General features: G+C 48.2%; 21 protein-coding genes. 14 read left to right on the top strand and 7 right to left on the bottom strand.

The features are described from left to right. Window positions 1-41: 41 nt before the first annotated feature. On the top strand, window positions 42-1,427 hold the full coding sequence (locus ACN0RF_RS05965) for a PhoH family protein (RefSeq protein ID WP_273025382.1): 1,386 nt from the start codon (window positions 42-44) through the stop codon (window positions 1,425-1,427). Here ACN0RF_RS05965 and ACN0RF_RS05970 read toward each other — a convergent pair whose 3' ends face one another. Genes ACN0RF_RS05970 through ACN0RF_RS05995 form a run of 6 tightly spaced genes read right to left on the bottom strand, consistent with a single transcriptional unit; the run spans window position 1,428 to window position 5,472 of the window. Then, the gene (locus ACN0RF_RS05970) at window positions 1,428-2,387 is read right to left on the bottom strand and encodes a hypothetical protein (RefSeq protein ID WP_417438365.1); all 960 of its coding nucleotides are present in this window, start codon (window positions 2,385-2,387) and stop codon (window positions 1,428-1,430) included. 21 nt (window positions 2,388-2,408) lie between these two features. After that, on the bottom strand, window positions 2,409-2,699 hold the full coding sequence (locus ACN0RF_RS05975) for a hypothetical protein (protein ID WP_011235447.1): 291 nt from the start codon (window positions 2,697-2,699) through the stop codon (window positions 2,409-2,411). Between the two features lie 37 nt (window positions 2,700-2,736). After that, a complete protein-coding gene (gene ruvX, locus ACN0RF_RS05980) occupies window positions 2,737-3,171 on the bottom strand; it encodes a Holliday junction resolvase RuvX (RefSeq protein ID WP_417438366.1) in 435 nt (144 codons plus the stop codon). After that, on the bottom strand, window positions 3,168-3,725 hold the full coding sequence (locus ACN0RF_RS05985) for a YqgE/AlgH family protein (RefSeq protein ID WP_011235445.1): 558 nt from the start codon (window positions 3,723-3,725) through the stop codon (window positions 3,168-3,170). Before ACN0RF_RS05985 ends, ruvX begins: the two co-directional genes overlap by 4 nt. A 60-nt stretch (window positions 3,726-3,785) precedes the next feature. Beyond that, on the bottom strand, window positions 3,786-4,730 hold the full coding sequence (gene gshB / locus ACN0RF_RS05990) for a glutathione synthase (protein WP_011235444.1): 945 nt from the start codon (window positions 4,728-4,730) through the stop codon (window positions 3,786-3,788). Between the two features lie 10 nt (window positions 4,731-4,740). After that, a complete protein-coding gene (locus ACN0RF_RS05995; RefSeq protein ID WP_414018617.1) occupies window positions 4,741-5,472 on the bottom strand; it encodes a 16S rRNA (uracil(1498)-N(3))-methyltransferase in 732 nt (243 codons plus the stop codon). 115 nt (window positions 5,473-5,587) lie between these two features. Between ACN0RF_RS05995 and metK the strand changes: the two genes are divergently transcribed. The 11 genes from metK (at window position 5,588) to tgt (ending at window position 19,365) form a co-directional block, all read left to right on the top strand. Beyond that, a complete protein-coding gene (gene metK, locus ACN0RF_RS06000; protein ID WP_153849744.1) occupies window positions 5,588-6,733 on the top strand; it encodes a methionine adenosyltransferase in 1,146 nt (381 codons plus the stop codon). Between the two features lie 91 nt (window positions 6,734-6,824). Beyond that, window positions 6,825-8,825, top strand: coding sequence for a transketolase (tkt, locus tag ACN0RF_RS06005; RefSeq protein WP_417438367.1), 2,001 nt, complete (start codon window positions 6,825-6,827; stop codon window positions 8,823-8,825). After that, window positions 8,826-9,851, top strand: coding sequence for an erythrose-4-phosphate dehydrogenase (gene epd, locus ACN0RF_RS06010; protein WP_417438368.1), 1,026 nt, complete (start codon window positions 8,826-8,828; stop codon window positions 9,849-9,851). It abuts the gene before it with no gap. A gap of 18 nt (window positions 9,852-9,869) precedes the next feature. Further along, window positions 9,870-11,051 (top strand): phosphoglycerate kinase, encoded by a 1,182-nt coding sequence (locus ACN0RF_RS06015; RefSeq protein ID WP_417438369.1) that lies wholly within the window; start codon window positions 9,870-9,872, stop codon window positions 11,049-11,051. A 30-nt stretch (window positions 11,052-11,081) separates the two neighbouring features. Next, window positions 11,082-12,146: a class II fructose-bisphosphate aldolase gene (fba, locus tag ACN0RF_RS06020; RefSeq protein WP_034822116.1), complete on the top strand. Its 1,065-nt coding sequence runs from the start codon at window positions 11,082-11,084 to the stop codon at window positions 12,144-12,146. Between the two features lie 37 nt (window positions 12,147-12,183). Then, complete coding sequence (locus ACN0RF_RS06025; RefSeq protein ID WP_016341399.1) at window positions 12,184-12,969, top strand: DUF481 domain-containing protein; 786 nt, start codon at window positions 12,184-12,186, stop codon at window positions 12,967-12,969. A 118-nt stretch (window positions 12,970-13,087) separates the two neighbouring features. Further along, window positions 13,088-15,010 (top strand): methyl-accepting chemotaxis protein, encoded by a 1,923-nt coding sequence (locus ACN0RF_RS06030; RefSeq protein ID WP_114981662.1) that lies wholly within the window; start codon window positions 13,088-13,090, stop codon window positions 15,008-15,010. Window positions 15,011-15,101: 91 nt separating this feature from the next. After that, window positions 15,102-15,782, top strand: coding sequence for a TIGR00153 family protein (locus tag ACN0RF_RS06035; RefSeq protein WP_114981663.1), 681 nt, complete (start codon window positions 15,102-15,104; stop codon window positions 15,780-15,782). Between the two features lie 14 nt (window positions 15,783-15,796). Continuing rightward, window positions 15,797-17,068, top strand: coding sequence for an inorganic phosphate transporter (locus ACN0RF_RS06040; protein ID WP_417438370.1), 1,272 nt, complete (start codon window positions 15,797-15,799; stop codon window positions 17,066-17,068). Window positions 17,069-17,162: 94 nt separating this feature from the next. Beyond that, window positions 17,163-18,218: a tRNA preQ1(34) S-adenosylmethionine ribosyltransferase-isomerase QueA gene (gene queA / locus ACN0RF_RS06045; protein WP_417438371.1), complete on the top strand. Its 1,056-nt coding sequence runs from the start codon at window positions 17,163-17,165 to the stop codon at window positions 18,216-18,218. 31 nt (window positions 18,219-18,249) lie between these two features. Continuing rightward, complete coding sequence (tgt, locus tag ACN0RF_RS06050) at window positions 18,250-19,365, top strand: tRNA guanosine(34) transglycosylase Tgt (RefSeq protein WP_016341397.1); 1,116 nt, start codon at window positions 18,250-18,252, stop codon at window positions 19,363-19,365. Here tgt and ACN0RF_RS06055 read toward each other — a convergent pair. Beyond that, a complete protein-coding gene (locus ACN0RF_RS06055) occupies window positions 19,341-20,669 on the bottom strand; it encodes a serine/threonine protein kinase (protein WP_417438562.1) in 1,329 nt (442 codons plus the stop codon). The two genes, tgt and ACN0RF_RS06055, sit on opposite strands and share 25 nt — an antisense overlap. Window positions 20,670-20,879: 210 nt before the next feature. Between ACN0RF_RS06055 and ACN0RF_RS06060 the strand changes: the two genes are divergently transcribed. Both ACN0RF_RS06060 and rpsU read left to right on the top strand, forming a co-directional pair. Further along, window positions 20,880-21,638, top strand: a complete 759-nt coding sequence (locus ACN0RF_RS06060; RefSeq protein ID WP_417438372.1) for a glycosyltransferase — start codon at window positions 20,880-20,882, stop codon at window positions 21,636-21,638. 56 nt (window positions 21,639-21,694) lie between these two features. Continuing rightward, entirely contained in the window at window positions 21,695-21,910 is a 216-nt protein-coding gene (gene rpsU, locus ACN0RF_RS06065; protein WP_011235429.1) for a 30S ribosomal protein S21, read from the top strand. The last annotated feature ends 119 nt before the right edge of the window (window positions 21,911-22,029 follow it).

Raw genomic sequence — 22,029 nt, forward strand, 5'->3', positions numbered from 1 at the left:
AGCTGTAAGAAAAGAATAATCACAAGCAAAGGTACGCGCTAATGACAACAAACGCTGGCAAGTTCTTTATCCTCGACACTAATATTCTTCTGCACGACCCTCTCGCTTTTCTCAACTTCGATGAACACAACGTGGTTATCCCCATGGTGGTTCTGGAAGAGCTCGACAATATAAAAGATCGCAATAGAGACGTGAGCCGCGAAGCACGGGTCGCCATTCGCTCGCTCGAGGAGGTTTTGAAAGAAGCAACACCGGAAGAAATTGTTGCTGGTGTTCCGTTAAACAGGGTGCACGGCGAGCACACAGCGAACGGAACCCTGGCCATTTTTCCTGACTATCAGCTGGAGCAAACCGAGTCGGTATTGTCGCTGGCAGAAAACGACCACCGCATTATTCAGGCTGCACTGGAAATTCAGCGAGAGCGAGCCCCTGCTGGCGTGGTGCTGGTCACCAAAGACATTAATATGCGCCTGAAGGCCAAAGGCGCCGGTATGAAGTATGTTGAAGATTATCGTACCGACCAGCTTATAGACGACATTCGCTTGCTGACCAAAGGGTTTTATAAGTTTGAAGGTGACTTCTGGTCGCAGGTGGGTGAAGTGAAAACACAGCAGGAAGGTCGCGATGCCTACCATACGGTGAGCCGCGAATTGCTGCCTCAGGTTTTTGCTAATGAATACATTATTGACTCAACCAACAATTTTGCGGCGCGGGTGGAAGAATACGACAGCGAAACCGTAACGCTGATGGATTTAAGCGTAGAGCGAATGATGTCTTACGGAGCCTGGGGTGTTCACCCTAAGAATATTTATCAGGCTATGGCATTACACGCTTTACTGGATACCAGCATGGATATGGTGACTCTTACCGGACCTGCCGGTAGTGGTAAAACGTTTCTCGCCCTTTCAGCGGCATTGCAAATGGTGGTGGAGCAGGGCATTTATGAAAAAATTATCGTTACCCGCAATACGCCTGAAATTGCCGAGTCTATTGGTTACTTGCCCGGTACCGAAGAAGAGAAAATGGCACCCTGGCTGTCGGCCATAACCGATTCGCTGGAAGCCCTGCATAAGCAAGATGAAAGCATGGAGTCGAGCCTCAATTACATTATGAAAAAGGCAAATATTCAGTTTAAGTCACTGAACTTTATGCGCGGGCGCAGCATACAGAACGCTATTGTCATTCTGGATGAAGCTCAGAATTTAACTGCGTCTCAGCTAAAAACGCTTATTACCCGCTGTGGCGAGAACACTAAATTAGTGGTGTCGGGTAACCTGGCACAAATTGATAGTTACTATTTAACTGCCGTAACTTCGGGGCTAACTTACATCGTTGAGCGGTTTAAAGACTATCCGGGTAGCGCAACCATCAACTTAAACGGAGTGGTGCGTAGTCCTCTGGCTAAATTTGCGGAAGAGCATTTGTAATCAGTTTAGCGGCACTACAGTGTATTGCTGAGTTTTTACCTGAAATTTAGTCTCTTCACCAACCTGGCCCATCGGCATTGCCGCGGGGCCAGTCACATCAACCAGCACGTAGTTATTGCCTTTGTGTTTAACTGTGGTGTCTCCGGGCTGCCGACTAATGGCAATGCCAAAAACTGCGTGCTCAGGCAAATAAATAATGGCCATTTTGGGCGTTTCGATAATTTGCTTTATCACCGATGTCATTAAGGTGACTTTGCTGTCGCAGTCCCCCTGATTGTAATAAAGCAATTGGTTCGGAGGGACAAAGCCATCGCCCCGGCTATCCAGTTTGCTGTTTAAATCGTTGTACGGTATTTGCTGAATAAAGCTGGCAACATAGTTGATGTAATTACGTTGTGTATTCGTACCTAACTGCTCACCAATAGCTTTTATTAACGGCTTCAGCGTTGGAGTTACCTCACTGGCTATAGCCGGATGATCAGGGATAATACCCTGCTCACCCGGAGGCAAACTCAACTGGCGGTAGAAGTTTGCATTAAGATAATCGTCCCAGCGCTCATGGTAATAGTCACGTAAGCGCTTTTTGTAGTCGTTAAGTTGTTGCTGTTTTTGTGCTGTTCTGGCGTTAGCCGTAACCAACTCAACGGACTGCTGGCGCGGGGTTAAACGAGCCTGAATGCCTTGCCACTGTTGTTGCTTAATGTAACGGTTGAGTTGATGTGCCAGTTCGCGTTGACTGCGTTCCCGGTTAAACCCGCGATAACGCTTCAGCGGCTGTAGGAACTCTTTTTTATCGACCTGGAAACTGAATGACTGTTGGCGATCATTGAAATCACGCCACTGGTAAGAAAAAGCGAGTTGATCGTTTTCGGTTTCGTTAAGCTGGAAGAAGTTTTGGCTGCACGCGGCAGAGGGGATGACAAAGAGTAACCAGACAACAGCACAGAGTTTATGTGTCATTCTGGCTACTCCCGTTAATTTCTAGAACTTCATTTCTGTAATAGGGCTGTCTTCAAATTTAAGGTCAACTTGATACTCGACGCCACCGGCACGAACAAAAAAGTAGGTTTTGTCTTTTTTAAAGACTTCCTGCAGAGTCACAATCCGGAAACCCGGGCGACGCTCAGCCGGCATGTCCGTTAATTCTACAGAGCCGCGCGAAACCAATATGTTTTGGTAACGAGGACCAGTAACTAAAAGTAGTTTTTTATTTTCATCTTTCAGTAAAATGGTGTTACCTGTTACTGAATAGGGTTCTTCATTACCAAACAAGGCCAGCTCCTATCGCTTTAACTTATTACTGACGACACTATAACGAATTATCGCTTTTTGGCAAATAACCGTTCATAAAATCTTCAACAATAATTAATGCAGCCTGACTATCAACCGCACCTTTTTTCAGTTTACGAAAGCCACCTTCAGCAAACAGGCTTTCTCGTGCCGAGGTCGAAGTCAGGCGTTCGTCCTGAAATGCTACCGGTAAACCGAAGCGCCCATGTAAGCGGTTACCAAACTTTTTGGCCTTTTGGGTTAGTGGCTGTTCGGTGCCATTCATATTTAAGGGCAAGCCCACTACCAACTGTTCGGGTTGCCATTCGGCAAACAGCTTTTCAATCAGTTGCCAGTCGGGAATGCCTTCTTTGGCCGTAATGGCTGCTAAAGGCGATGCAGTTGCTGTTATAGTCTGGCCCACCGCAACGCCAATACTTTTGGTGCCAAAATCAAAGCCTATTACTGTGCTCATGCGTGTCCTACATCCGGCCCCAGTTGCCACACGTCAAACCCCAGTTGCTCGGTGGCTTTTTGCCAACGCTCGGAGGGTGGTGTATTGAACAGCAATTCCGGGTCTGCCGGAATTGCCAGCCAGGAATTTTCCCCTAGCTCCTCTTCCAGTTGTCCGGCTTCCCAGCCTGCGTAACCTAACGTCAGAAGAAACTGTGGTGGCGCAGCAGATGATCCAAGAGCTTCCAGAATATCGCGCGAGGTGGTCACCATAATATCGTCACTCATCTTCTGACTGGCGCGCCAATTGTCCTGCGGAGGGTGGATCACAAAGCCACGCTCACGGCCTACAGGCCCGCCCTGATAAACGCTGCCCTGCAAGTGCTGGTTATTTTCCGGGTAAACAATTTCCAGTTTATCCAGCAGCGAGGTTACGCTTAAATCGGCAGGCTGATTAATAACTAAGCCCATAGCGCCTTCTTCATTGTGCTCGCAGATGTAGGTCACGGTCCGTTTAAACATTGGATCGTTCAGCATAGGTGTTGCTATCAATAAATGGTTCTGCAAACTGTTCATCGATTCACCGACTCCTTAACGATAATCTCTACTTACAACATGGGGGCGCATAGTTGAATTTCAATTCAACTTTTCTTCTATTGCCTTAAAGACCAATTCAGCAATATTGATGTCGTAGGCGTTTTCAATTTCGCGCATGCAAGTCGGGCTGGTCACATTAATTTCTGTAATGCGGTCGCCAATAACGTCCAGTCCAACAATAATGAGCCCACGCTTTTTCAGTTCTGGTGCCACTTTACGAGCCAGAGCCCAGTCACTGTCCGATAAAGGCTGGGCGCGGCCGCTGCCACCAGCGGCAAGGTTTCCGCGAGTTTCTCCGGCACTGGGAATACGCGCTAAAGAATAAGGCACAGGCTCACCATCAATAATTAAAATACGTTTGTCGCCGTCTTTAATTTCTGGCAAGTACTTTTGCACCATGGCGTAGCGCTGACCTTTTTCGGTCAGAGTTTCAATAATAACGCCTAAGTTACTACCATCGGCGCCCACTTTAAAAATTGAAGCGCCGCCCATACCGTCCAGCGGCTTTAAAATCACTTCACCGTGTTTTTTATGGAAAGCTTTAATGACATCCGCTCTGGAACTCACTAGCGTGTCGGCAATAGAGTCTGCGAACCACGAAGTAAAAAGCTTTTCGTTACAGTCGCGCAGGCTTTGCGGTTTATTCACCACCAGGCTACCGCGCTGTTCGGCCAGTTCCAGAATTTGTGTGGCGTATAAAAACTCGCTGTCAAAAGGCGGATCTTTACGCATCATAATGACGTCAAAATCCTCCAGCGGGCGGTATTCATTGTCGCTTAAGCTGTAAAAGTCTGTCTTTTGATCTTGAACACGAACTTCCCGCGCAAAGGCCATTGGCTGGCCGTTATCAATGACTAAGTCGCCCATTTCCAGATAAAAACACTGATAACCACGCGCCTGAGCTTCCAGCAATAAACGAAAACTGGTGTCTTTTTCGGTTTTAACGGTGGCGATAGGGTCCATCACCATAGCTAACTTCTTCATGTAAACTCCTTTAGCTTAAGTCGCCAAACTGATACTGCACGGCGGTTAGCGCTGAAAGCGCGGCGGTTTCTGTTCTTAATATTCTTGGTCCTAAACGCATGGGTTTAAACCCCAGCTGTCCGGCGGCACTGACTTCAGTATCAGTGAACCCGCCCTCAGGACCAATCAATAATTGTATTCCCTTCTCGGCCTGCTGAAATGACGACAACGGCTGGGTGGCGGTTGGGTCTAAGGTCAGGCGCAACCCTTCAAAGCTGCTTGCAATAAAATCAGTGAGTTGCTGTGCTGGCTTCACTTGTGGAACCACGCTACGGCCACATTGCTCGCAGGCAGAATGGACAATTTTCTGCCATTGCAGTTGTTTCTTTTCCAGCCTGTCGCCACTTAATTTCACACCACAGCGCTCACTGAACAGCGGGGTAATTTCGGTTACTCCCAGCTCTACCGACTTTTGCAGTACAAAGTCCATGCGGTCGCCGCGTGAAACAACTTGCGCCAAATGAATATTGACCGGTGACTCAGATGCGTTAGCCTGACTGCTGGTTGCAACAAACTGCGCTGACTTTTTTTGAACTGAGGTAATTTTCGCCTCGTAGTTCTGGCCGTCACCGTTAAATAAAACAATGTTATCACCTACGTTCAAACGCAATACTTTGATCAGGTGCTGGAAAGCATCCGGACTCAATTCGATTTCATTTTGTAAGCTTATAGAGGCGGGGTGATAAATCCGCGGTACTCGCATGTCGTCAGCCTTATTCGGACTTTTAGACGTCCAGAAGTAGAAAAAAACAGAGTGATCGGTTACATTATGCAACCAGTATTAAACGATTTCATTAAAATTAAGGAATAGTGGGCATATGTCACGTCACCTGTTTACCTCAGAGTCAGTGTCCGAAGGGCATCCGGACAAAATTGCCGACCAGATATCCGATGCAGTTTTAGATGCAATTTTAGCAAAAGATCCTAAAGCCCGGGTTGCTTGTGAAACCTACGTGAAAACCGGCATGGTACTGGTTGGTGGTGAAATTTCGACAAAGGCCTGGGTTGATGTTGAAGACTTGGCGCGTCAAACCGTAAAAGATATTGGTTACCGACACTCTGATATGGGTTTTGATGGTGCTTCGTGTGCTGTCTTAAATGCCATTGGTAAACAAAGTGGTGATATCAATCAGGGCGTTGACCGTGCTAACCCGGAAGAGCAGGGTGCCGGTGATCAGGGCTTAATGTTTGGTTATGCTTCAAATGAAACCTCCGTTTTAATGCCGGCTCCTATTACTTACGCCCACCGCGTTATGCAGCGTCAGTCGGAAGTCCGCAATAACGGTACACTGGACTGGTTGCGTCCGGACGCGAAAAGTCAGCTGACCTTCGTTTATGAAAACGGTAAGCCTGTTGCTATTGATACGGTCGTGTTCTCTACTCAGCACAGAGAAGACATTACGCAGGAAACGCTGCGCGAAGCGGTGATGGAAGAAATTATCAAGCCTGTATTGCCGGAACAGTGGGTTTCAAAAGACACGCAGTTTCACATTAACCCAACCGGTCGTTTCGTGGTCGGCGGGCCTATGGGTGACTGCGGGCTCACCGGACGTAAGATTATTGTTGATACCTATGGCGGTATGGCGCGTCATGGCGGTGGTGCCTTCTCGGGTAAAGACCCGTCAAAAGTTGACCGCAGTGCCGCTTATGCAGCGCGTTATGTTGCTAAGAACCTGGTCGCTGCTGGTCTGGCTGAACGTTGCGAGCTGCAAATTTCTTACGCCATTGGTGTGGCAGAGCCAACTTCAATTAGCATCGATACCTTCGGTACGTCTAAGCACTCAGAAGAGCAATTAATTGCGCTGGTGCGTCGTCATTTTGACTTGCGCCCATACGGATTAATCAAAATGCTTGACCTGGAACGCCCAATCTATAAACAGACAGCGGCATACGGGCATTTTGGCCGGGATAACCTGCCGTGGGAACAAACTGACAAAGCTGCCGATTTACAGGCTGATATTTAAACAAAATATTGCCTATAAATTTGCTTGTACCCCCTGAAATGTGGAGAATACGCGCATCGCAAGTTGCTCTTCATCTTCCAGGGGGTTTTTCATGTCAGAACGTCAATATCTCGCCAATGCCATCCGTGCGCTTAGTATGGATGCGGTTCAGAAAGCCAAGTCAGGCCACCCCGGAGCGCCCATGGGTATGGCGGATATCGCAGAAGTTCTCTGGCGTGACTATTTAAAACATAACCCTCACAACCCAGGCTGGGCCGACCGCGACCGCTTTGTGTTATCGAACGGACACGGGTCAATGCTAATTTACTCCCTATTGCACCTGTCTGGTTATGATCTGAGTATTGAAGACATTAAACAATTCCGTCAGTTAGACTCAAAAACCCCGGGTCACCCTGAATACGGCTATACCCCTGGTATTGAAACCACTACCGGACCGCTGGGACAAGGACTTGCAAATGCCGTAGGTATGGCGCTGGCTGAGAAAGTACTGGCTGCGCAATTTAACCGCGACAATCATGAAATTGTTGATCACCACACCTACACTTTCCTGGGTGACGGCTGCTTAATGGAAGGCATCTCTCACGAAGCTTGTTCACTGGCAGGCACCTTAGGTTTGGGCAAACTCATCGCTTTTTACGATGACAACGGCATTTCCATTGACGGCGAAGTGGAAGGCTGGTTTACCGACGATACCGCAAAACGTTTTGAGTCTTACGGCTGGCATGTAATTAATAAAGTTGACGGGCACGATTCAGCTGCGATAACCCGTGCGATTGATGAAGCACGTGCGAATGAAGATAAACCGACTCTGATTATCTGCAAAACGGTAATTGGCTATGGAGCACCGAACAAGCAAGGTTCTGAAAGCTGCCACGGCGCGCCGCTGGGTGACGACGAGATTGTTGCTGCGCGTAAACAACTGAACTGGCCGCATCAAGCCTTTGAAGTACCGGCTGACGTATACCAAAAATGGTCGGCGGTAGATAAAGGCGCAGCAGTTGAGTCCTCCTGGAATAAGCGTTGGGTGGCGTACGAGCAGGAATATCCGCAACTGGCAAAAGAACTGAAGCGTCGCTTAAACGGCGAGCTGCCGGAAGGGTTTGAGAATACGGTGCACAACTACGCGAAGCAGTTACAGAGCAGCCCAGAAGCGGTAGCAACTCGTAAAGCCTCACTGAACGTACTGAATGAGTTTGGTCCTAAATTACCTGAGCTGTTAGGTGGCTCTGCCGACCTGGCCGGCTCTAACTTAACCTTATGGAACAACGCAAAAGGCATTACTGCCGATGACGCGAGTGGTAACTATGTGTTCTACGGAGTCCGCGAGTTTGGCATGTCTGCCATAATGAATGGCGTTACTTTACATGGTGGCTTTAAAGCTTACGGTGCTACCTTCCTGATGTTTATGGAATACGCGCGCAACGCTGTGCGTATGTCTGCGCTTATGAAGCAGCCCAGCATTTTTGTTTACACCCACGACTCTATAGGTTTAGGTGAAGATGGACCGACGCACCAGCCGGTCGAGCAACTGGCTAACTTACGTCAAACCCCGAATTTACAGTGCTGGCGTCCGTGTGACCAGGTTGAAACAGCCGTAGCCTGGGGAGCCGCAGTACAAAGCAATAAAACTCCGTCGGCTTTAGTGTTCAGCCGTCAGGGTATGCAGCAGCAAGAGCGCAATGACGACCAGTTAACGAGCATTGCTCGTGGTGGTTATGTGCTGAAAGATTGTGACGGCGAACCGGACGTTATTTTAATTGCGACAGGTTCTGAAGTTGATTTAGCCGTTAATGCCTTTGAGCAATTGACTGATGAGGGGCACAAGGTACGCGTTGTTTCTATGCCGTCGACCAATGTGTTTGATATTCAGGATGCTGAATACAAAGAGTCGGTGTTGCCATCCAGCGTTACTCGCCGCGTTGCCGTTGAAGCCGGTATTGCTGACTTCTGGTACAAATACGTGGGGCTTAACGGTGAAGTCGTTGGCATGACAACCTTTGGTGAATCTGCTCCGGCCGGCGACTTGTATAAACACTTTGGCATTACCACAGAAAACACAGTGGCTGCCGCTAAACGTTTGTTGGGAGCTTAAATGAGCGAACCGGCTCGTATTGCGATTAATGGTTTCGGCCGCATTGGCCGGAGCTTTTTGCGCGCGTTATACGAAAACGGCTATCGCGACAGCGTGCAGGTAGTGCTTATTAACGAGCCTGCGGCGTCGGAAGCGATAGCGCATTTGCTCAAATACGACTCAAGCCATGGTCGTTTTAGTAAAAAGGTAGTGCAGTCGGGCGACGCGATGATTGTAGCCGGTGACCCCATTGCCTTAACTCATCAGACCGAGATTGAAGCCATTGACTGGCGCGCCCATGAGGTCGATTTTGTTGTTGATTGTACCGGTGTATTTGGCAGTCAGGCCGACGGTCAGCTTTATCTTCAGCAAGGTGTAAAACGTGTGTTGTTTTCTCATCCCGGCAAGCCGGACGTCGATTTCACCGCAATTTATGGCGTGAATGAAAAGGAGCTCACCGTTGACCATAAAGTGGTATCGAACGGCTCCTGCACAACAAACTGCATTGTGCCGGTCATTAAAGTACTGGACGATGCGTTTGGGATAGACTCTGGTGCTATTACCACCATTCACTCGGCTATGCACGACCAGCAGGTTATTGATGCATACCATCCGGATTTAAGACGAACCCGCGCCGCCGGACGTTCTATTATTCCGGTGGATACCCGTTTGGCGCGCGGTATCGAACGCATACTGCCGCACTTAGAAGGGCGGTTCGAGGCCATAGCCGTGCGCGTGCCCACGACCAATGTTACCGCTATGGATTTGAGCGTTACGCTGAACAGCGACGCTACTATTGAGCAAATTAATCAGGTTTTACGTGAGCAGAGCGAGCAGCAGCTGGCGGGTATACTGGATTACACCGAAGAGCCTTTAGTCTCAATAGATTTTAACCATGATCCACATTCATCCATTGTTGATGGCACGCAAACCCGCGTTAGTCACAAGCGGCTGGTTAAGCTGCTGTGCTGGTGCGACAACGAGTGGGGTTTTGCGAACCGGTTGCTGGACACAGCAAAAACGATGGCTGAACAAACAGAACATTAAGCTTAGAGAGGATATCGCATGTCTGTCATTGCTATGACTGATTTGGATTTAAGTAACAAACGCGTGCTGATTCGGGAAGATTTAAACGTTCCGGTTAAAAACGGAAAAGTGACATCCGATGCGCGTTTAAAAGCCGCACTGCCCAGCATTCAGCAAGCGTTGAAAGCTGGCGCTAAAGTCATGGTAATGTCTCATCTGGGGCGCCCAACTGAAGGCGAGTACGACGAGCAGTTCTCTATGCAGCCTGTTGTCGATTACCTAAAAGAGGCAATGGACTGCCCTGTCCGCCTGTGTAAAGAGTACCTGGATGGTATTGAACTAAAGGCCGGAGAACTGGTAGTTTTTGAGAATGTCCGCTTTAATGTTGGCGAAAAGAAGAATAATGAAGAGCTGGCTAAAAAATTAGCCAGCTTATGTGATGTCTATGTGATGGATGCTTTTGGCACCGCGCATCGCGCTCAGGCATCTACTCATGGTGTTGCTAAATACGCACCAGTTGCCTGCGCAGGGCCTTTGCTGGCCGGAGAATTAGAAGCTTTAGGCAAGGCGCTGGAAAATCCGAAGCGCCCGCTAGTGGCCATTGTCGGTGGCTCTAAAGTTTCAACGAAACTCACGGTATTAGAGTCCTTGTCCGGTGTTGTTGATCAGTTAATTGTGGGCGGCGGTATTGCGAATACCTTTGTTGCGGCAGCAGGCCATAATGTGGGTAAGTCGCTTTACGAAGTGGACTTAACCGACGAAGCGAACCGTTTAATGGCGCAGGCAAAAGGCAAAGGCGGCGACATTCCATTACCTGTCGACGTGGTAACAGGTAAAGAATTCAGCGCAGAAGCCAAGGCAGAAACCAAAGCCGTTAATGCTGTTGCTGATGACGATATGATTTTTGATATTGGCCCTGACACCGCAGAGCATTTAGCGTCTATGCTGAAAAATGCAGGCACCATAGTCTGGAACGGGCCGGTTGGTGTTTTTGAATTTGAGCAGTTTGGGCATGGTACAAAAACCATAGCCGAAGCTATTGCACAAAGCGATGCGTTTTCAATTGCCGGAGGTGGCGACACTTTAGCAGCAATTGATCAATACGCTATCGCTGATAAGATTAGTTATATCTCGACAGGTGGCGGGGCGTTCCTGGAATTCCTCGAAGGTAAAACATTACCAGCCGTTGCTATTTTACAAGAACGGGCTAAAGACGCCTGAACACAAGTTTTTTAATTAAGGAGTATTTTTATGGCCCTGGTGTCATTACGACAGTTACTAGACCATGCCGCAGAACACGATTACGGCGTACCGGCGTTTAACGTCAACAACTTAGAGCAAATGCGCGCAATTATGCAAGCCGCCGATGCCACTGACAGCCCGGTTATTGTGCAGGCCTCAGCTGGTGCTCGTAAGTACGCCGGTGCACCTTTCCTGCGCCACTTAATTCAGGCTGCGGTTGAAGAATGGCCACACATTCCGGTGGTTGTTCACCAGGATCACGGTACTTCTCCGGCGGTATGCCAGCGCTCCATTCAGCTGGGCTTTAGTTCGGTAATGATGGACGGCTCACTACTGGACGACGGCAAAACGCCGGCAGAGTACGATTACAACGTAAAAGTAACCAGACAGACCGTAGAAATGGCGCACGCTTGTGGTGTTTCTGTTGAAGGCGAATTGGGGTGTCTGGGCTCACTGGAAACCGGTGAAGCTGGTGAAGAAGACGGTGTTGGTGCTGAAGGTAAGTTGTCGCACGAACAACTGCTGACCGACCCTGAAGAAGCGGCGGAATTTGTTAAAGCCACCAACGTTGACGCGCTGGCAATTGCCTGCGGTACGTCACACGGTGCTTACAAGTTTACTCGTCCGCCAACAGGCGATATTTTAGCCATTGACCGCATTAAAGAGATTCATCGTCGCATTCCGGGTACACACTTAGTTATGCATGGCTCATCATCTGTACCGCAGGAATGGCTAAAAATTATTAACGAATTTGGCGGCGAAATTCCGGAAACTTATGGTGTGCCAGTTGAGCAAATTCAGGAAGGTATTAAACACGGCGTGCGCAAAGTGAACATTGATACCGATTTACGCCTGGCTTCAACCGGTGCTATTCGTCGTCATTTGGCGGAGAACCCGTCAAACTTTGATCCGCGCAAATTCTTTACCGCGGCAACCAAAGCGATGGAAGATATTTGTCGCGCGCGCTACGAAGCCTTTGGCTGCGCGGGTATGGCGAGTAAAATAAAGCCAATTAATTTAGAAACAATGTTCCAACGTTACGAAAACGGCGAATTAGACGCCATAGTTAAGTAATTAAGAACTTTATAAAAGATACAGATACGAGGTTAGTGTGCGACTTTCTTTATTATTCGCTAGTTTGTTTTTACCGGTTGCAGCAAGTGCGCAAACGTTTATGTTTGACGATGCTGACGACATTGATACTGAAACCGTAGAAGAGTGGGAAGCCAGTGCCGAATTCGGCCTGCTTTACACCTCAGGTAACACTGAAACAGAAAGTCTTAAAGGCAAGTTTACCGCATCGCGGGACGTGCAGAACTGGCGCCATAAAGGCGTATTCGATTATTACACCTCTGAGCAGAAAGATCAGGATACAGGTGAAATGAACGAAACTGCAGACCGGATATTTATTTCGGCGCAGAGCAACTATAAGTTTGATCCTGACAGTCGCGATTCATTGTTTGTCTTCGGTTCATACGAAGAAGATGAATTCAGTGGCTTTGCTTATCAAGCTACTGTCGCAACGGGTTATGGTGCTCGTTATCGTTACGACGAAGACATTTACGCTGATTACGAAATTGGTCCGGGTTATTCACGCACCAAACCTGTGCAGGTTGAAGGTGAACCACCGGTTGAATCCGATGGCTCAATGATTCTGCGTTTAGCCGGTAGCTTAAACTGGAAAATCAGTGAAAACTCGCGTTTCAGTGCTTTACTGTCGTCTGAAGTTGGTGAAGACAACACGAAGAGCAAAGCCGAACTGTCAGTGTCAGCGAACATTAACAGCGCGTTGGCTATGAAAGTGTCTCTGGGTGCGAATCACAACTCTCATGTTGCTGATGAGAGTATTGAGAAGCTCGATACAGAAACGGCCGTTACACTGGTTTATTCTTTCTAAGAAAACAGCGTTCTATACCTCGAGAAACCTCAGAGCCGCGGCAATTGTCGCGGCTTTTTTCATTAAGCTGTCATAAAAACGTCTTAAGCTGTCCGGGTGATACCAACTGGGCTTATTTATGCGCGTTTCAACCTTTAGTCGTGTTTCGTCGTTTTCTTTGCTGGGCTTATCGTTAGTGTTTTTGTCAGTGCTTATTTGGGCTAATAGTCAATTACAGCACTTTGAACAACAGCAGAATATTTATTCATCGATAAAAGAGAAACTCATGGTTGAAGTGGTAACCGAGCTCAGTGGTTATCTGCAATCGGGGAATGCGCTTTTATTGAATCAAGCCGAGGCCTCGGTCAATGAAGTGAACGCTCAGCTCGATACGCTGAACTTAACCTCCACTTCGGTTATGCAGGAACAGCTGGATAATATCCGTAGCAGAATTTCTGATGACTATCGCGCCATAGGTAAACTCTCCGGCCAGGAGGCTGCTTTGCTGGTTAATGCCGAGCGGTCTTTATTTAACGAATTATCTCGTTTGTTTGACTACGTGCAAAAAGGCAGCAGCAATAACCCTGCAGCTGCCGAAAGTTACCAAAGTATCGGTAGCGACTTAGTATTATTAATTGCCGACCTGGTACATACGCGGGAACGGCTATCGAGCGGTGAAGCTGATGAGCAGGCTCTGAACCAGGTTCTCAATGCGATGCAAAAAGAAATTGGTCGGTTGCAACAGCTACCCGAGCTGGGGATAAAAGAACAGCTTCCCGATCAGTCAATGATGCTTGTACCGAGAGAAGCCAAAGAGCTGGGTCCGAAAATCATTTCAGAAATGAACAGCTTAATTCAGCGTTACCCCAAAGAGTTGTCCTCAACGTTACAGCTTATAGAGTCGCGCCGTGAAGCCTTTGCTTCAATTTCTGATGACATTGCCAACATTCAGTCGCTGGCGGTAAAGGTAGAGCAGAGTCTCTTGAAAGACCAGCAAGCCAGCCTGATGCAGATGAAGCTGAGTCTTGTAGCCTTGGTGGCTGTGCTATTGGTGTTTGCAATACTGAACTTTGTGTTACTTAAACGCATGGTTCTGACTCCTCTGCGAAGCTTACGCGACGCCATGGAAACTTTACTGGTTAAGCAGGAGCTCAATTATTTACCCAACGCCGATCGCGATACCGAGATGGCAGAGATAGCCCGATTCTTTAACGGCATTCTCGAACAGACTCAGCGTAGCGACGAGGAAAAGTCTCAGCAAATGACGGTGGTCAATGAAGCGTTGAAGCGGGTAATACAAGAGTTGCAGCAGATTGTGCAATCCTCTGCCGATACGCAGTCATCCGCTTCGGTCACTATTCACGGTATTACTGAACTGAGCGAGTTGACCGAAGAATTAAACCAGTGCACCAATACCCTGGAAAAGAATGCGCTCGATACCCAGGACTCAATGAAGCAGAGCCGCCAGCATATTCTGAAATTGAGAGACGCCTCAGAGCAAAATGAAAAAGCCATAGAAACGGCCAAGCGCTCGGCAGAAGAGCTGGACCATTCGGTAAAAGAGGTAAAAGACGCGCTGTCTATTATTTCGGGTATTGCCGACCAAACTAATTTATTAGCACTGAATGCGGCTATTGAAGCGGCCAGAGCGGGCGAGCAAGGGCGCGGTTTTGCAGTGGTGGCTGACGAAGTCCGGCAGCTGGCGCAGAAAACACAGTCCTCTCTTGGTGGCATTAACGACTCTCTGAACCAACTGACGGACGCCTCGCTTTCCATTGAAAAAGGCTATCAGGACATTGCCGGGGCAAGTCATTCGCAGCAGCAATTCGTTGAACGTTTGGTGGAAACTGCAAATGAGGTGTCTGCGCAGGCACAGGCTTCAACCGAAGAAGCTAAAACCTCATTCCGGTTGGCGGAACAGCAGACAGACAAAGTTAACGGATTCTCAGTACAGTTACAGCAATTAGTTAACGAAATGAACAACGCGCACCAGTTGTTAAGGCAAGTGGAGGCTGAAGTCGATACTCAGAGAACTGAAATAGAACGGGCGTTCAGCGCATGATGAATTAATGAAATCTTACGGTTCCCTTTACCTTTAGATTTCGCTAACATTCGCGGCAGCTAACATCGGCTGAAAAAAATCGGATAATGTTATGTCAGTGAACTCATTTCTTGGGGTATTTGCAAAGTCCCCTATCAAACCGATGATTGAGCACATGGACGAAGTGCACCGCTGCGCCTATGCGCTTAAAGATTTCTTTAAGGCGGTTTATTCGAAGGATTGGAAGAGCGCAGAAGTGGCTCGTGCAACCATCGTAAAACACGAATCAACCGCGGATGATATGAAACGTAAAATCCGTCTGAACCTCCCAAGTGGCTTATTTATGCCTGTAGAGCGTGCCGACTTGCTCGAGCTTGTTTCTCAGCAGGACAAAATTGCCAATAAAGCCAAAGACATCTCCGGTCTGGTTACGGGGCGTGAATTGGTTATTCCTGAGCCTCTGGTCAAAGATTTTGACGCTTACTTAAGCCGCTGTCTGGACGCGACAGATAAAGCCCGCGAAACCATCGGCGAGTTTGATGACTTGCTGGAAACCGGTTTTAAAGGACGCGAACGAGACCTTGTCGACAACTTCATTATAGAGCTTGATGCCATTGAAGCGGATACCGATCAGCTTCAAATTAAACTACGTCAGGATCTACGCAAAATCGAACTCGATATGAACCCTGTGGATGCGATGTTCTTATACCGTATTCTCGACTGGGTTGGCGACTTAGCCGACCTGGCCGAGCGAGTCGGTGCGCGTTTTGAACTAATGCTAGCACGCGTCTAAGCGGAGTCTGATTTATGGATATTATTTCTAGCTATAGCCTCCTGCTTATCGGGATGGCTGCGGTTTTTGGTTTCTTTATGGCCTGGGGTATTGGCGCAAATGATGTTGCCAATGCTATGGGTACCTCCGTTGGATCCAAGGCGCTGACCATAAAGCAGGCGATTGTTATCGCAATGGTTTTTGAGTTTGCGGGGGCTTACCTGGCGGGTGGTGAGGTTACCTCAACCATTCGGAAGGGGATTATTGACTCGGCTTACTTTGTCAATCAGCCAGAACTGCTTGTGTTCGGTATGATTTCAGCGTTATTAGCTGCCGGGTTCTGGCTCTTAATTGCCTCTTATCTTGGCTGGCCGGTATCAACCACTCACTCCATTATTGGTGCCATTGTTGGTTTCTCTGCTGTCGGCGTTAGCATGGAGTCGGTACAGTGGGCAAAAGTCGGGGGGGTGGTTGGAAGCTGGGTCGTCACTCCGGCCATATCCGGGTTCATTGCTTACCTCATATTTATGAGTGCACAGAAGCTCATTTTTGACCGCTCTAATCCGTTAGCAATGGCCAAGCGTTATGTTCCTTACTATATGGGGTTAGCGGGCTTTGTGTTGTCGCTGGTCACCATCAAAAAAGGTCTTAAGCACGTAGGGCTGAATCTTGGCAGCATTGAAGGTTTCCTGTGGGCATTAGGTATTGCGGTACTGGTGTTTGCTATCGGAAAGTTTGCCATTGGACGTCTTAAATTTAACCCCTCAGACGACAAAGACATGCACTACACCAACGTAGAGAAAGTCTTTGCAGTACTGATGGTGGTCACTGCCTGTGCGATGGCTTTCGCGCATGGCTCAAATGACGTGGCTAACGCTATTGGTCCTCTTGCTGCAGTGGTGAGTGTGGTAACCAGCGGTGGTGATATCGGCAGTACCGCAAAACTCGCCTGGTGGGTATTGCCTCTGGGCGCAGTGGGCATTGTTGCTGGTTTGGCTATGTTGGGTAAGCGTGTCATCGCAACCATAGGTAACGGTATTACTCATTTAACGCCAAGCCGCGGCTTTGCTGCTGAACTTGCCGCCGCTTCCACCGTCGTTCTTGCATCGGGTACCGGGTTACCAATTTCTACTACCCAGACTCTGGTAGGTGCGGTGTTAGGTGTCGGTATGGCGCGAGGCATTGCCGCTCTTAACCTCGGTGTTGTGCGTAACATCGTTATATCCTGGGTAGTTACACTGCCTGCAGGTGCTATTATGTCGATTGCTTTCTTCTACATTTTAAAAGCAATTTTCGGCGTAGCATAAACTTGCGATAAACAGGCAGCCTGCAACAGTGACAGGCTGCCTACTTTCCAGTAAAATCCGCGCTTCACTTGAGTCTCGCAATTGCAGCACGGATATGTCAGATACCAATCATTCTTCTCTAAAAGTCAGTGACTTTTCATTTGAGCTACCCGATGAGCTTATTGCCCGCTATCCGCAGGAGCAACGCAGTGCCAGTAGGCTGCTCTCGGTAAACGCCAGTGAAAATAGCATTGAGCATAAACACTTTAAAAATATTGTGGATGAGATAAACGTCGGTGACTTGTTGGTGTTTAATGACACCCGGGTTATTCCTGCTCGTTTGCTGGGCGAAAAAGTGTCCGGTGGTAAAGTCGAAGTGCTGGTCGAGCGACTTTTGGATGATCATCGAGTATTGGCTCATGTCCGGGCTAACCGCGCGCCCAAAGCTGGCGCTGAATTGCTGCTGGAAGGCCATGTAAAAATTACCATGCTGGCGCGTCACGATGCACTTTTTGAACTGAAGTTCGAACACGATGAAACCGTACTGGAGTTGCTGGAACAGTACGGGCATATGCCATTGCCGCCGTACATTGACCGCCCGGATGAAAGCTCGGATAAAGAGCGTTACCAAACCGTTTATAACCGCGAGCCAGGTGCGGTTGCTGCACCTACCGCTGGCTTGCACTTTGACGATGAAATACTGCAGCAGTTGCGGGACAAAGGCGTTAATTTTGCTTATGTTACTCTGCATGTCGGCGCTGGTACTTTCCAGCCCGTGCGAGTGGAAGACATTAACGACCATGTTATGCATAGTGAGTATGCGAAAGTCAGTGCTGAAACCTGCAATGCTATTCAGCAAACCAAGGCCTCGGGTGGTCGGGTAATTGCCGTTGGCACAACCTCTGTTCGGTCGCTGGAGTCGGCGGCTCAGGCATCAACTAACGAGACTATTGAACCGTTTTTTGATGACACCGATATTTTTATTTATCCGGGTTACGAATTTAAAGTCGTTGATAGCATGATCACTAACTTTCACCTGCCCGAGTCCACGCTCATTATGTTGGTTTCGGCATTTGCCGGTCGTGATTTAATTATGAAAGCTTATAATGAAGCCATTAAAGAGCGCTATCGCTTCTTTAGCTACGGCGACGCCATGCTGTTACAGCGCTAAACTTAATACACTGAAGTGAATACTTATGACAATGAAATTTGAATTAGATAAAACCAGTGGTCGCGCACGTCGTGGGCGCATGGTATTTGAACGTGGAACCGTAGAAACGCCAGCGTTTATGCCGGTAGGTACTCTGGGTACCGTAAAAGGTATGACGCCAGAAGAGGTAAAAGACACCGGCGCACAAATCTGCCTGGGTAATACCTTTCACCTAATGCTGCGTCCGGGTACGCAAATTATCCAGCAGCACGGCGACTTGCATGACTTTATGAACTGGGACAAGCCTATTCTGACGGACTCTGGTGGCTTTCAGGTATTCAGTCTGGGTGAGCTTCGCAAAATTACCGAAGAGGGTGTGACTTTCCGCTCGCCCATTAACGGCGAGAAAATACTGCTGACCCCGGAAAAGTCTATGCAAGTTCAGCGCGAGCTGGGTTCAGACATTGTCATGATATTTGACGAATGCACGCCGTTTCCTGCTACGCAGGCAGAGGCCCGCAGTTCAATGGAGCTTTCGCTGCGCTGGGCTGAACGCTCTAAACAAGAGCACGGTGAGAGCAAGGCTGCGTTGTTCGGTATTATTCAGGGTGGCATGTACGAAGAGCTGCGCGACATTTCTCTGAAAGGTCTGACCGATATCGGGTTCGACGGTTACGCTATTGGTGGCTTGTCGGTTGGCGAACCGAAAGAAGATATGATGCGCATTTTAGAGCACACTGCGCCGCAAATGCCCGAGCAAAAACCTCGCTATTTAATGGGTGTGGGCAAGCCGGAAGACTTAGTTGAAGCCGTGCGCCGCGGTATTGATATGTTCGACTGCGTGATGCCAACCCGTAATGCGCGTAATGGTCACTTATTTATTAGCACCGGTGTGGTAAAAATCCGTAATGCAGTACATCGTACAGATACCTCACCGCTGGATGAAAACTGCGACTGTTACACCTGCAAAAATTATTCGCGGGCGTATTTGCATCATTTGGATCGCACTAATGAAATGCTGGGTTCACGCCTGAACACCATTCACAACCTGCGCTTTTATCAAAAAGTAATGAGTGACATGCGTGACGCACTGGATGCCGGTACTTTTGACGACTATGTCAAAGAGTTTTATCGCCTAAGAGATCAATCCGTCCCGGCGCTGGACTGAGGATTATCGATTTCATCATGTAGTTGCTGGTAGCGATCGACACCAGGCTGGTGCTTGATCGCTGCCTCTGCTGAGCTCAGCACAGAAGCTTTCCAGCGTTCAACTAAATGTGGCTGTTCGTCATTAAGTTCAGCAAGACCTAAGTACATTTCTGCCCTCAAATAATGGGCTGCCGCTTTTTCTTCATAGATATCCGGGTTACCCAGTTCATTAATGGCATTAAGCAGCATAGTCGTGCGCTGTGAGCGGGTAAAAATATCATCTGAACTTAGCACAAAGTGAGCGCGTTCAGAGTGGTACTTCAATAGCTCCGGGCTGCTCGTTACAGCGTCGTCAAAGTGGGTAAGTGCTAACTCAGCCTGTTCAGCTGCCTGTTGAAACTGACCGCCGTTGGCAAGGTGTTGAGAATAGTGAGCAAAGACAAGCGCATGCGCGTATTGGTTCTGTTCAACTGAGTAGCCGTCCAGCAAATGCCGGTTCGTCTGTTCCCGCAAAAAAATGAACAAGACAAAAATAACAACCAAAATGGCAGCACCACCAGCTCCCAGCCAGAAGAAGCGTTTTCTTAACTGATGATGGCGGAGCCAGTCATCCAGCTCCTGCTGAAACTCGCGACAGTGCTGAAACCCTTCGTTTGGTTCGGCTGAAAGTGCTTTTCTTACTATGCGACTAAGTTCAGCAGGAAGCCGGTTGCGGTGCGTTATTGGGTGCTGAAAAAACTGCTCCGGTTTCATGTTGGTCAGTAACGACAAAAGCAACGCGCCCAGTTGATATATATCGCGCTTAATTGTCGCAGGTGAACTGGGTGCTGCAATGCTCAAATCAACCAGAACCGCGGAATTATCAGACTCGTCTTCAGCATTGTTTGCTGAGCGGATCATAATGTTCTGGGCAGTAATGTCGTTGTGTGCGTAACCGGCCTCATGCATACGACAAACCCCGTCAGTAAGAGACTTAACCACTTTGGCGGCGTCATGAACCGACAGGCAGCTGCGCTGTTTGCTTAAAGGTTTGCCTTCAATGTACTCAAGCACCATAAACAATGAAGAGGAAGAAACTTCCGGCTCGCCAACGTCAAACACGCGGCAAAGGGCCGGGTGGTCAACGCTGGATAACAAACGCGCTTCATTTACCAGCCTGTGGCGGCTGACAATAGAGGGCGAACGGGCAAACTTAATTGCAACCGTGCGTTTTAAACGCTGGTCGTAGGCTTTATAGACCAGGCCACTACCACCTTGTCCCAGTAATTTTATTGACTGGTAACGCGCTGGTATTGGATAGGGAAAATTGTTGTCCGGATGCACTTCAGCCAAACTCGTATCCTTACTGCTTAAGCTCAAATCCAGTCTAACGATGACAAACATCAAACAACAGGTTTTGAGGAAGAGCTTACAGTGTATGCATTAAACGACGTCAATTGACATCAAATAAAAATAATTAGTCTGTGGCTTAAAAAACGTTAGATATAAGCTATGATGAGTTTCATAAAAATAATAAAGCAGGGGTTAACACTGATGCGAGAGAACAGCGATGTTTTGGCAAACAGTGGATTCAGGCAATCCGTCGAAGTCCAGATTAAAGATAACGAGAGCTATAAACGCTTAAATATGACGCTGGTGGGTCAGCAGTATCCCGATTATCTTATTCTGGAACTTTCCAGGCAGTATTGCTGGCAAGATATCTTACCAATGCTGTCTGCGGAAAAGAATCTTGCAATAAAAACGGTCTCTCCAAAAGGCGAGCAGGTAACCGGCTTGGTCGACATTCTTCACATTGCCCAATACCCGCAGAAACTCCTGTTTGTCAGTTACCCCAGAAATGCCAGTGTGGAAATTCTGCGGTCGTCGCCAAGGGTTGGCGTAAATTGTGACGCAAGGCTGCAGCTGCAGCTAAAAGATAAGCTGGGTGAGCCTCTTACCGGAAAAATTGTGGATATTTCCAATAAAGGTATCGCATTTAATTACTTTGGCACCTCGCCGGTTAATATCGAGGACAGCAGAGGCTTAGAAGCTGAAGTCAGAGTAAAAACAGACGACGAAACCATTTTGCTTCAGCAACTGATAACCCGAAGTATTCGGTCGGTCGGCCCGCAGTTATGGCAACTTGGCTTGTCGTACAAAGAAAAACCAAATAATTTACAAGATTTAGTCAGTAAGCTTTTCCTGCACTCTACGCCAGTCCGCGAACTGCTTAGCGATAATGACCCTGGATGGGATGCTTCGGATAACACTTTACAAGGCGAATCTGAGTCGGTACAATTCAGCACCAATTGAACCCGTAGTGGTTAATTTTTAACCGAAACAGATAATTTACCCGAGGTGATTTTTTAATGCCAGTCGTTAAAGTGAAAGAAAACGAGCCGTTTGACGTAGCTTTGCGTCGCTTTAAGCGCTCTTGTGAAAAAGCAGGTGTTCTCTCTGAAGTTCGTCGTCGCGAGCACTATGAAAAGCCGACTTCAGAGCGTAAGCGCAAGAAAGCTGCTGCGGTAAAGCGTCACGCGAAAAAACTGTCTCGTGATAACGCTCGTCGTACTCGTCTTTACTAAGACCGTACCTACGACAATTTGAGTGTTCACTTTTCCGTAAAGTGCTGAAAGCCGTGACTATACCGTCGCGGCTTTCGTGTTTCTGCTACTTTTTGTTTTCGCAACTTTCTTGTTTTCGC

This window comes from Idiomarina sp. (assembly GCF_048260185.1).
Classification (GTDB): Bacteria; Pseudomonadota; Gammaproteobacteria; order Enterobacterales; family Alteromonadaceae; genus Idiomarina.

What these genes read in the sequence shown, in the direction of transcription:
- fba (WP_034822116.1), top strand. Translation starts at nt 11,082, where the DNA reads ATGGCCCTGGTGTCATTACGACAGTTACTAGACCATGCCGCAGAACAC.
- ACN0RF_RS06035 (WP_114981663.1), top strand. Translation starts at nt 15,102, where the DNA reads ATGTCAGTGAACTCATTTCTTGGGGTATTTGCAAAGTCCCCTATCAAA.
- ACN0RF_RS06040 (WP_417438370.1), top strand. Translation starts at nt 15,797, where the DNA reads ATGGATATTATTTCTAGCTATAGCCTCCTGCTTATCGGGATGGCTGCG.
- ACN0RF_RS06015 (WP_417438369.1), top strand. Translation starts at nt 9,870, where the DNA reads ATGTCTGTCATTGCTATGACTGATTTGGATTTAAGTAACAAACGCGTG.
- ACN0RF_RS05985 (WP_011235445.1), bottom strand. Translation starts at nt 3,725, where the DNA reads ATGAACAGTTTGCAGAACCATTTATTGATAGCAACACCTATGCTGAAC.
- tkt (WP_417438367.1), top strand. Translation starts at nt 6,825, where the DNA reads ATGTCAGAACGTCAATATCTCGCCAATGCCATCCGTGCGCTTAGTATG.
- metK (WP_153849744.1), top strand. Translation starts at nt 5,588, where the DNA reads ATGTCACGTCACCTGTTTACCTCAGAGTCAGTGTCCGAAGGGCATCCG.
- queA (WP_417438371.1), top strand. Translation starts at nt 17,163, where the DNA reads ATGTCAGATACCAATCATTCTTCTCTAAAAGTCAGTGACTTTTCATTT.
- rpsU (WP_011235429.1), top strand. Translation starts at nt 21,695, where the DNA reads ATGCCAGTCGTTAAAGTGAAAGAAAACGAGCCGTTTGACGTAGCTTTG.
- tgt (WP_016341397.1), top strand. Translation starts at nt 18,250, where the DNA reads ATGAAATTTGAATTAGATAAAACCAGTGGTCGCGCACGTCGTGGGCGC.
- gshB (WP_011235444.1), bottom strand. Translation starts at nt 4,730, where the DNA reads ATGAAGAAGTTAGCTATGGTGATGGACCCTATCGCCACCGTTAAAACC.
- ruvX (WP_417438366.1), bottom strand. Translation starts at nt 3,171, where the DNA reads ATGAGCACAGTAATAGGCTTTGATTTTGGCACCAAAAGTATTGGCGTT.
- ACN0RF_RS06060 (WP_417438372.1), top strand. Translation starts at nt 20,880, where the DNA reads ATGCGAGAGAACAGCGATGTTTTGGCAAACAGTGGATTCAGGCAATCC.
- ACN0RF_RS05965 (WP_273025382.1), top strand. Translation starts at nt 42, where the DNA reads ATGACAACAAACGCTGGCAAGTTCTTTATCCTCGACACTAATATTCTT.
- epd (WP_417438368.1), top strand. Translation starts at nt 8,826, where the DNA reads ATGAGCGAACCGGCTCGTATTGCGATTAATGGTTTCGGCCGCATTGGC.
- ACN0RF_RS05970 (WP_417438365.1), bottom strand. Translation starts at nt 2,387, where the DNA reads ATGACACATAAACTCTGTGCTGTTGTCTGGTTACTCTTTGTCATCCCC.
- ACN0RF_RS05995 (WP_414018617.1), bottom strand. Translation starts at nt 5,472, where the DNA reads ATGCGAGTACCGCGGATTTATCACCCCGCCTCTATAAGCTTACAAAAT.
- ACN0RF_RS06030 (WP_114981662.1), top strand. Translation starts at nt 13,088, where the DNA reads ATGCGCGTTTCAACCTTTAGTCGTGTTTCGTCGTTTTCTTTGCTGGGC.